Source organism: Psychrobacter sp. bablab_jr014, assembly GCF_016464015.1.
Taxonomy (GTDB): domain Bacteria; phylum Pseudomonadota; class Gammaproteobacteria; order Pseudomonadales; family Moraxellaceae; genus Psychrobacter.
Map to the genome: position 1 here is coordinate 1 of NZ_JACDXT010000013.1, position 9,013 is coordinate 9,013.

Annotated in this window: 7 protein-coding genes; 2 read left to right on the forward strand and 5 right to left on the reverse strand. The window is 47.0% G+C overall.

The window, feature by feature from the left end:
• From JIE71_RS03920 to JIE71_RS03940, 5 genes are all read right to left on the reverse strand, one after another.
• The coding region (locus JIE71_RS03920) for a GTP-binding protein (RefSeq protein ID WP_228284536.1) at positions 1 to 127 on the reverse strand (127 nt) is incomplete at its 3' end.
• 198 nt (positions 128 to 325) lie between these two features.
• A complete protein-coding gene (gene fusA / locus JIE71_RS03925; RefSeq protein ID WP_199507434.1) occupies positions 326 to 2,452 on the reverse strand; it encodes an elongation factor G in 2,127 nt (708 codons plus the stop codon).
• Positions 2,453 to 2,807: 355 nt separating this feature from the next.
• A complete protein-coding gene (gene rpsG / locus JIE71_RS03930) occupies positions 2,808 to 3,281 on the reverse strand; it encodes a 30S ribosomal protein S7 (protein ID WP_199507435.1) in 474 nt (157 codons plus the stop codon).
• 185 nt (positions 3,282 to 3,466) lie between these two features.
• A complete protein-coding gene (gene rpsL / locus JIE71_RS03935) occupies positions 3,467 to 3,841 on the reverse strand; it encodes a 30S ribosomal protein S12 (protein WP_025646352.1) in 375 nt (124 codons plus the stop codon).
• Positions 3,842 to 4,155: 314 nt separating this feature from the next.
• A complete protein-coding gene (locus JIE71_RS03940) occupies positions 4,156 to 5,523 on the reverse strand; it encodes an EcsC family protein (RefSeq protein WP_199507436.1) in 1,368 nt (455 codons plus the stop codon).
• Between the two features lie 510 nt (positions 5,524 to 6,033).
• On the opposite strand from JIE71_RS03940, the gene JIE71_RS03945 reads away from it, so the two are divergent.
• Both JIE71_RS03945 and JIE71_RS03950 read left to right on the forward strand, forming a co-directional pair.
• Positions 6,034 to 7,272 (forward strand): beta-ketoacyl-ACP synthase II, encoded by a 1,239-nt coding sequence (locus JIE71_RS03945; RefSeq protein WP_199507437.1) that lies wholly within the window; start codon positions 6,034 to 6,036, stop codon positions 7,270 to 7,272.
• Between the two features lie 2 nt (positions 7,273 to 7,274).
• Positions 7,275 to 8,852 carry an anthranilate synthase component I family protein gene (locus JIE71_RS03950; protein WP_199507438.1) on the forward strand — a complete coding sequence of 526 codons (1,578 nt, stop codon included), beginning with the start codon at positions 7,275 to 7,277 and terminating at the stop codon, positions 8,850 to 8,852.
• Positions 8,853 to 9,013: the final 161 nt, after the last annotated feature.

The following is a 9,013-nucleotide window of genomic DNA, read 5'->3' on the forward strand; positions in this document are numbered from 1 at the left end:
CGCCGCCTGAAGTTTTAGCCGCTACCGTTGCGATAGCTGCAGTTAGGGTTGTTTTACCGTGGTCAACGTGGCCGATTGTACCGACGTTAAGGTGTGGCTTGCTGCGTTCAAACTTGGCCTTTGCCATGGGTTATTCCTCTTTATTTGGAGTCAATGTCCGAATAGGTCTTATCATTGACTAAATTAAGATAATTGTAAAAATGATAAATACAATGTGCAAATATTATAAGAAAATCTTGACCAATAACAAGCTTTTTCACCCGTTATTGGTCGATTTCATACAAACGGTAGCACAATTTTGTACGCCCGTTGTATTTAGTAATATTTACTCGTCGTCATCTTTTGCGTTGTATTTAGAGATGATCGCGTCTGATACTGACTTTGGAATCTCCGCGTACTTTTGGAATTCCATTGAGTAAGTCGCACGACCTTGTGACATAGAACGCATCTGTGTCGCGTAACCGAACATTTCTGCTAACGGTACTTCAGCACGGATTTGCTTGGTGCCACCAGGTAGATCGTCCATACCTTGAACCATGCCACGACGACGGTTTAGATCGCCCATGATGTCGCCCATGTATTCTTCTGGGGTCTCTACTTCAACTTTCATGACAGGCTCAAGAAGTGCAGGATTTGCATTCATGAAGCCTTTTTTGAACGCCATAGAGCCAGCCATTTTGAACGATAGCTCATCAGAGTCAACGTCATGGTATGAACCGTCATATAGAGTCGCTTTTACGCCAACAACTGGGTAGCCTGCTAGAACGCCGTTTTTCATACGCTCTTGGATACCTTTGTCAACCGCACCGTGGAATTCTTTTGGTACCACGCCGCCAACAACTTCTTCAGCGAATTCGTATTCAGTTTCGCCCGCTGGATCAAGGGGCTCAAGACGTAGCCATACGTGACCGAACTTACCACGACCACCAGTCTGACGTACAAATTTGCCTTCTTGCTCAACGGTTGCACGAATCGTCTCACGGTAAGCAACCTGAGGTGCACCGATATTAGCTTCAACGTTGAACTCACGCTTCATACGGTCAACCAAGATCTCAAGGTGCAATTCGCCCATACCGCTGATGATGGTCTGACCAGACTCTTCGTCAGTGTGTACACGGAACGATGGATCTTCTTTAGCCAAACGGCCAAGCGCGATTGACATTCTTTCTTGGTCAGCTTTGGTTTTTGGTTCTACCGCCAAGCTGATTACTGGATCTGGGAATTCCATACGCTCTAGGGTGATGATGTTGTCTTCATCACATAGCGTGTCACCAGTAGTCACGTCTTTCATGCCCACTAGCGCAGCGATATCACCTGAACGGATTTCTGGTAGCTCTTCTTGAGAGTTTGCCATCATCTGTACAATACGGCCTACACGCTCACGCTTCATTTTAACTGGGTTGTAAACGCTGCTGCCTTGAGTGATAACACCTGAGTACACACGTACAAAGGTTAAGCTACCAACGTATTTGTCGTTCATGATTTTGAACGCAAGTGCTGAGAACGGTGCATCGTCAGATGCTTCACGAGTCGCTTCGGTCTCATCTTTGTCATCTAGGATACCGCGGATTGCTGGTACGTCGATTGGTGCTGGTAGGTACTGAATAACCGCGTCCAACATCTTTTGTACGCCTTTGTTTTTAAAGGCAGTACCACAAAGCATTGGGATGATTTCGTTATCGATAGTCAACTGACGAATCGAAGCATGAATCTGTTCTTGGCTTAGATCACCGTTTTCTAGGTAGTCATTCATCAACTCTTCTGATGCTTCAGCCGCTGATTCTACCAAGTACTCACGATACTCTTCGGCTTTGTCTTGAAGCTCTGCTGGGATATCACGCTCATCAAAGTTCATACCTTGAGACGCTTCGTCCCAATAGATGGCTTTCATAGTGATAAGGTCAACAACACCTTCAAAGTCTTCTTCTTTACCAATTGGGATAACCAGTGGTACTGGCTTGCCGCCTAGACGTGTTTTGATTTGGTCGATAACACGGTAGAAATCGGCACCAACGCGGTCCATCTTGTTAACAAACGCAAGACGAGGTACTTTGTATTTGTTCGCCTGACGCCATACGGTTTCAGACTGTGGCTGTACGCCGCCTACTGCACAGTACACCATGCACGCGCCGTCAAGTACACGCATTGAACGCTCTACTTCGATAGTAAAGTCAACGTGGCCTGGGGTGTCAATGATGTTAATGCGATGTTCGTCGAACTGTTTTGCCATACCAGACCAGAAACAAGTGGTCGCAGCAGAAGTAATGGTAATACCACGCTCTTGTTCTTGTTCCATCCAGTCCATGGTAGCTGCGCCATCATGAACTTCGCCGATTTTGTGACTGACACCTGTGTAAAATAAGACACGTTCAGTTGTGGTCGTCTTACCAGCATCAATGTGCGCTGAGATACCGATGTTGCGATAGCGCTTTAGGGGAGTTGTACGAGCCATAGTGTTTTCCTAGGGAAAGTCGTGTATGTAATATTTTGCCTACCCCTCATGCGGTAACACGCAATGTCAGCAAAAGCGATAGGTTATCGCGGTATGCCACAGGTGACCTATAAACCGGGGGTATTCATTGGGGACAACATATAATCAAACAAAGCCCATCCTATATTTTAAAAAATAACGCACCTTTAGGAACGTTATTTTAGATGAGCTTTGCGTTAGGGGTATCTATCATATCACTGACCCTTGCAGATACAAAATCACGCAGGCTAAGACCTTTCGATTTTGTACGGCAAGGATGATACCTCTAAAAAGCGGATGTTTTATGACAACCCATCCGCTTTGTTGCAATAGTGGCTTAGAAGCGGTAGTGCGAGAACGCTTTGTTAGCGTCAGCCATACGGTGGACTTCGTCACGCTTCTTCATAGCGCTACCTTTACCTTCAAAGGCATCACCAAGTTCACCTGCAAGGCGTAGAGCCATTGATTTTTCAGAACGCTTAGCAGCAGCTTCAGCCAACCAACGCATTGCCAAGGCAGTACGACGGGAGGGACGTACTTCCATGGGTACTTGGTAGGTAGCACCACCAACACGGCGGGCTTTTACTTCTACCATTGGGCGTACGTTTTCTAGTACTTCTTCAAAGAAAGATACTGGATCTTCGATGTTACGCTTTTGGCTTACTGTTTCAAGAGCACCGTATACGATACGCTCAGCAGTAGATTTTTTGCCATCTTTCATAACGTGGTTGATGAATTTTGCAATGGTTTGGCTACCGAACTTAGGATCTGGAAGAATCTCACGGGCAGCAACGACGCGACGTCTTGGCATAATAAATTTCCTTGTCTTCAGGAGTGTCTGACATTCACAAACAGTACGCTTATACAGCAACGCTAGATTGTCAGTCAGCCTTACTGCATGGTGGTATGCTGGGGCAGTTTTGCTTCATCAATACTTGCCACTATCAGCACCAAGCCCATGCACAGTTAATGGGGTGGTACAGCTAAACGCTAAGCTTATGCTTTAGGTTTTTTCGCACCGTACTTAGAACGACCTTGCTTACGGTCTTTTACGCCAGCACAGTCAAGTGCGCCACGTACGGTGTGGTAACGTACACCTGGCAAATCTTTTACACGACCACCGCGGATAAGTACAACACTGTGCTCTTGTAGGTTGTGGCCTTCACCACCGATGTAGCTTGATACTTCATAGCCTGAAGTCAAACGTACACGGCATACTTTACGCATGGCTGAGTTTGGTTTTTTAGGTGTGGTGGTATATACACGAGTACATACGCCACGACGTTGTGGGCACGCTTGCAACGCAGGAACTTTTGATTTTTCCTTGATGGTTTTGCGACCCTTACGAATCAATTGGTTAGTTGTTGCCATAAGGCATCCTTCTCCCGTTTGGTATAAAACAAAAAAATGGGCGTCACTCGCACGACCTATTGTAAAAACAATAATCGGCGTCACCCATTTTTAGGACACTGTATTATAAAGATATGTTACTGCTATTTCAACCACTTATCCACGTTTTGACTTTACAAACTCAGGCAAGTGTGCTTTGAGATAACGGTATGCGCTGTTATATGGTGCTTGTCTTAAACTTTTCAAGCCGTTATCTATGATATTCGCAGATAATAACCCAACAGCGCTACGTTCTATTTGAAGCGCTCAGGCCGTTTGCCTGTGCGCATTTTAACTTATTTGCTGTCTTTGGCGTCTGTTTCTTTATGCGCTTTTCCGACGACCACATCAGTGACCGCTTTATTGGCAATGTCAACGTGCTTTGATTCGCTGTCAGCTTTCTTACTGTCTGCCTTCACTGCTGCTTTGTCTGCTTTTACATCGTTTTTAGCATCATCAGCTTCAGCGTTATGCGTTTTTTCGACAACGACATCCGTAACCGCTTTATTAGCAATATCGACATGCTGTGAGGCATTGTCACTCGTGTTTGGCTTTGCTTCTTTTGCTGTTTCTGATTTTTCTGGTGTGTCTGCTTTTTTGGTATCAGCTGTTTTTGAATCAGTGGCTTTGGTGTCTTTTGTATCGTCTTTATCTGTAGCAGACTTATCCGTATCAGTCTTGCCAGCATTTGCCTTTTTCTCACTGTCTGCTGATTGAGTATCGTCCGCGAGTAGTGGCTGGGCAAGCTTTGGCTCAGGCGCAAAGGTGGCTTGGGCAACGCCAATCACTTCGTCGATCAACTGGCTGTTATAACGCATCCCAATACCAACAGCGGTAATCGGTAAGAAACGGCGAACCCATGTTAAATCGATATTGTCTAGGTCGATACCCACTTGGCTGGCGATGCTGTCCACTTGTTCGGCGTAATAGTTGACGTTTTGATTTTTGAGACCAAGGTTTTTTAGCTCGCTGTGTAGGCCATTGCTTTGTGCGTTGTCCAACAAACCCTTACCCATGCCAAGACCTGCTAGTATGGCCTGCTTTTCTTGCATTTTACTTAAATCAGCGCTGCTTAGTAGCTCATAAGCCATTTTGATGCCTTGTTTGCCTGTCAATGGCTGGTCATATACGGCAGCCAACTGATAAACGGTACGCAGTGACACCAGTAGTAACCAAAGCGTATCTGCCAATAACCCTGGTAAACCTGCTAAGCCCGTAATACCACCTAGGGTTGCTAAAGCGCGGTTTTGATTGGCGATGTCAGTCGCTAAGGCATAACGCTCTTCGTCATCAAAATTGGCAACGTCAGCAAAACGATGCTCATTAGGCAAATCAAGTTGACTCCATTTTGCGGCTAGTTTGGCAACTTGCATAAAGGCATTATCTACAACCGATTGAAACAGGCTGTTAGGCACAACTTTTTTGGCGTATTTGCCATACGTAGCAAAACGCGTTCCTATCAGCTGCTGGGTGGCTTTGAGCGTTTGGTCACTGAACAGGTCACGCTGATATGCTTCTTTGCCCAAATCAACAGCATCGTATTTACGTGCTTTGCTAGATTTGCTGTTTACCGTATCAAGAAGTGCGCCCATACGTTCAAGATTGTTACGGGTAAAATGACCGACCATGCTGATACTGCTTGATAGCGCGTTGCGTTTTGCCATGAGGTTATCCTTAATATAAAAATTGATTTATTATAAATAGTACGACCATTGCGATGACGACGTGTCCGTTTTTCTAAGCGTCTGCGGTCTGTTATTCTGCGGTAATAAAATAGCGCTTAGTCATGAACCAACGCTCTTTTATCACATAGACCTACAATTATAATAGACTCCCTGCCCTGTTGTCAGTGTACGCTCTGTTATTGATAGCATGAGTTTGTATCTTTGTTTATGCGTCATTTTATAGGTCGTTATAAGTATCTGTGGTATTGATGGCTGTGTTTGTCTGCTATTGGCTGCCTGTTTTTTATGCTTATTTTACAGTTCAGCAAAGCTTTTGCGGTGTTGATACGGTATGATACCGCTCATGGCTTTTGTCCACCAAGTTTTGGCAGATTACGACCGTATTTAACGGTTATTTGACATATATGCTGCGAAGCGTTTGGACAAAGGCAAAGGGTATCTGCCCTTTTAACACGTTTATTTTTTTATCGTTATTATAAGGAATACGCTATGCGCCGAGTCGTCATCACTGGAGCAGGGATTGTCTCTTGTATCGGACACGATTTAGCGACCGTCACTGAGGCTTTATCGCAAGGGCAGTGTGGTATCACATTTAATGAGACGTACGCTGAGCATGGTTTTAAATCGCAAGTCAGTGGCAGCATTGATAAGTCTGCGCTCGACACCTCAGGTATTGATCGTAAGCTTAAGCGCTTTTTTAGTGACGCAAGCCTTTATGCCTATGTCAGCGCATTGCAAGCCATTGAGCATTCAGGTCTGAGCCTAGATACCATCAATCACAACCCACGCGTGGGTCTGGTGGCAAGCTCAGGCGGCTCGTCCACCCAAGATGTGATGAACGCCGTTGATGCCATGCGCGAAAAAGGGCTGCGCGGTGTGGGCGCGATGGCCGTACCCAAAACCATGGGCAGCTCGGTATCGGCAGCACTAGCAACAGGTCTAAAAATCCAAGGCATCTCCTACTCTATCTCGTCTGCCTGCGCGACCTCAACGCATTGTATCGGTCACGCGGCGGAACTGATTCAGCTCGGTAAAGCGGACGTTATCCTTGCAGGCGGTAGTGAAGCGGAGCATTGGACACAGTCGTGCATGTTTGACGCGATGGGCGCAATGAGCACGCAATACAATGAGACGCCAAAACAAGCGTCACGCGCGTATGATAAAGACCGTGATGGCTTTGTGATTGCTGGCGGCGGTGCGATGGTAGTGGTTGAAAGTTTAGAGCATGCTCAAGCACGCGGCGCAACTATCCTCGCTGAAATCGTCGGCTACGGTGCAAGCTCAGACGGCGCAGAAATGGTAGCTCCAAGCGGTGAAGGCGCGGTACGCTGCATGAAGCAAGCACTGGCAGAAGCAGGTCTGTCCACGGTTGACTATATCAATAGCCACGGCACGAGTACGCCACTCGGTGACATTACTGAGCTAAAAGCCATTGCTCAAGCCTTTAGTGAACATGGCAGCGGACGCGTGCCGCCTATCAGCTCAACCAAGTCAATGACAGGTCACAGCTTAGGCGCGGTCGGCGCTCAAGAGCTGATCTACTGCCTATTAATGCTCAAAGAAGGCTTTATCGCGCCAAGCATCAACATCGAAACGCTAGACGAGCGTGCGGCTGATTTTGACATCGTCACTGAAAAGCGTGATACCAAGCTTGAGACGATCATGAGTAACAGCTTTGGCTTTGGTGGCACCAACGCGACCTTGATTGTTAAGCGATTCGACGCGTAATTATGCCAGTCGTACCTGAAAACAAAAATACCTCCACAGCGCCATCCATGCCCCGTCATGGGTGGCGTTTTGGTGCGTTAAGCGCCGCCGATATCTTGCCGCGTTTGCAAGCGTATTTACCACAAATGGACGCGCAAGCAGAGTGGCAACTGGCATGGCTACACAATGATGGGCAACCTGTCATCGGGCTGCTACCGAAACGTGCATGGACGCTCTACCCTGTCGGCGACAGTGATAATAGTGGTGAAACGCCGCAATATCGCGTCTATGAGCATGGACGTGATGCAGATAACCACGAAATACAAATGAGTTACGAGAGTTGGCAAGCGGCGCTGATTAATTATAGTGAAACACAAGCGGACGCCTCTCTTGACGTTCACAATGGCGCGCAAGAGACCCCTTGCTATAGTCACGGTTTGATTGGTTTTATTGGTTATGACATTGCGGCGCGGGCAATGAGTCCGCAAGCCGTTACAGTGCTCAGCAACCAGCCTGCTGCCTATATGGGGCACTATGATATTTGTCTGATACAAAATGGCGCGCTATGGCAGCTGTATTACGCAGGCGCGCCCTATACTAAGGCTCATGATGCGCCAGCGATTGTACACACCATCGCAAATGCGCTGAGCAATTTTGATGCGGCATTATGCTCACAAGGCAGTTATCTCGCACCTCCTGCCCTACACTTACAAGCGACTTGGCAGCCAAAAGAGTACGAGGCAGCATTTAAGCGCACACAAGACTATCTGACACAAGGCGATTGCTATCAGATTAACTTGACTCAAAAATGGCAAGGGACATTGCCCGCGCCACTTACCCAAGAAACGGCGCAAACGCCTACCCTATTAAGCTACTTGCCCAGCTTAAATGCCAATACGCATGCGCCGTTTGCAGGCTTTATTGGCTTGAAAAACGCTGATTCTGCGGCGCTAGATTTTGAGCTGTTAAGCTGCTCGCCTGAGCTGTTTTTTACGTTTTATAACCATAACGACCAGCACAGCATCTGCACCAAGCCGATTAAAGGCACGCGTCCGCGCAGTCAAGATGCGGACACCGATGCGGCGTTAAAACAGGCGCTCAGCAACAGCGAAAAAGACCGCGCTGAAAATGTAATGATTGTCGATTTGCTGCGTAATGACTTAGGAAGATACGCCAAGACAGGCAGCGTTAAAGTACCCAAGCTGTTTGCCATTGAGAGCTTTAGCAATGTGCATCACATGGTCAGCACCATCACTGCAACGCTGCATGACAAGGCGCATCCACTTACAGTACTGTTTGGCAGTTTGCCCGCAGGCTCTATCACTGGTACACCGAAGAAACGCGCCGTTGAGATTATTCATGAGTTAGAAACCACTCCGCGCGGCGCGTACTGTGGCACGCTCGGCTATATGAACTTTGATGGCAGTGGGCAATGGAACGTACTGATTCGCACTTTGCAAGCACAGCAGCAAGGCGAGTCGCGTCATGTCAGTCTATGGGCAGGCGGCGGCATTACTATCGCCTCAGAATGTGCGGCAGAATATCAAGAGTGCTTAGATAAAGTAGGGAACTTATTGTCGATACTGGCGCAGCCTGATTAACGACTTTTTATCTTTTAAATTAGGGTGTGTTGACATATATAGAATAATTGATAATCATAGTGTTATGACTAGATTAACCCTAAGTGATGCCCAGTGGGCAAAGATAGCACCGTATTGTTCAGGTAAAGAGACCGATGTTGGTAGAACAGCGGTAAATAATC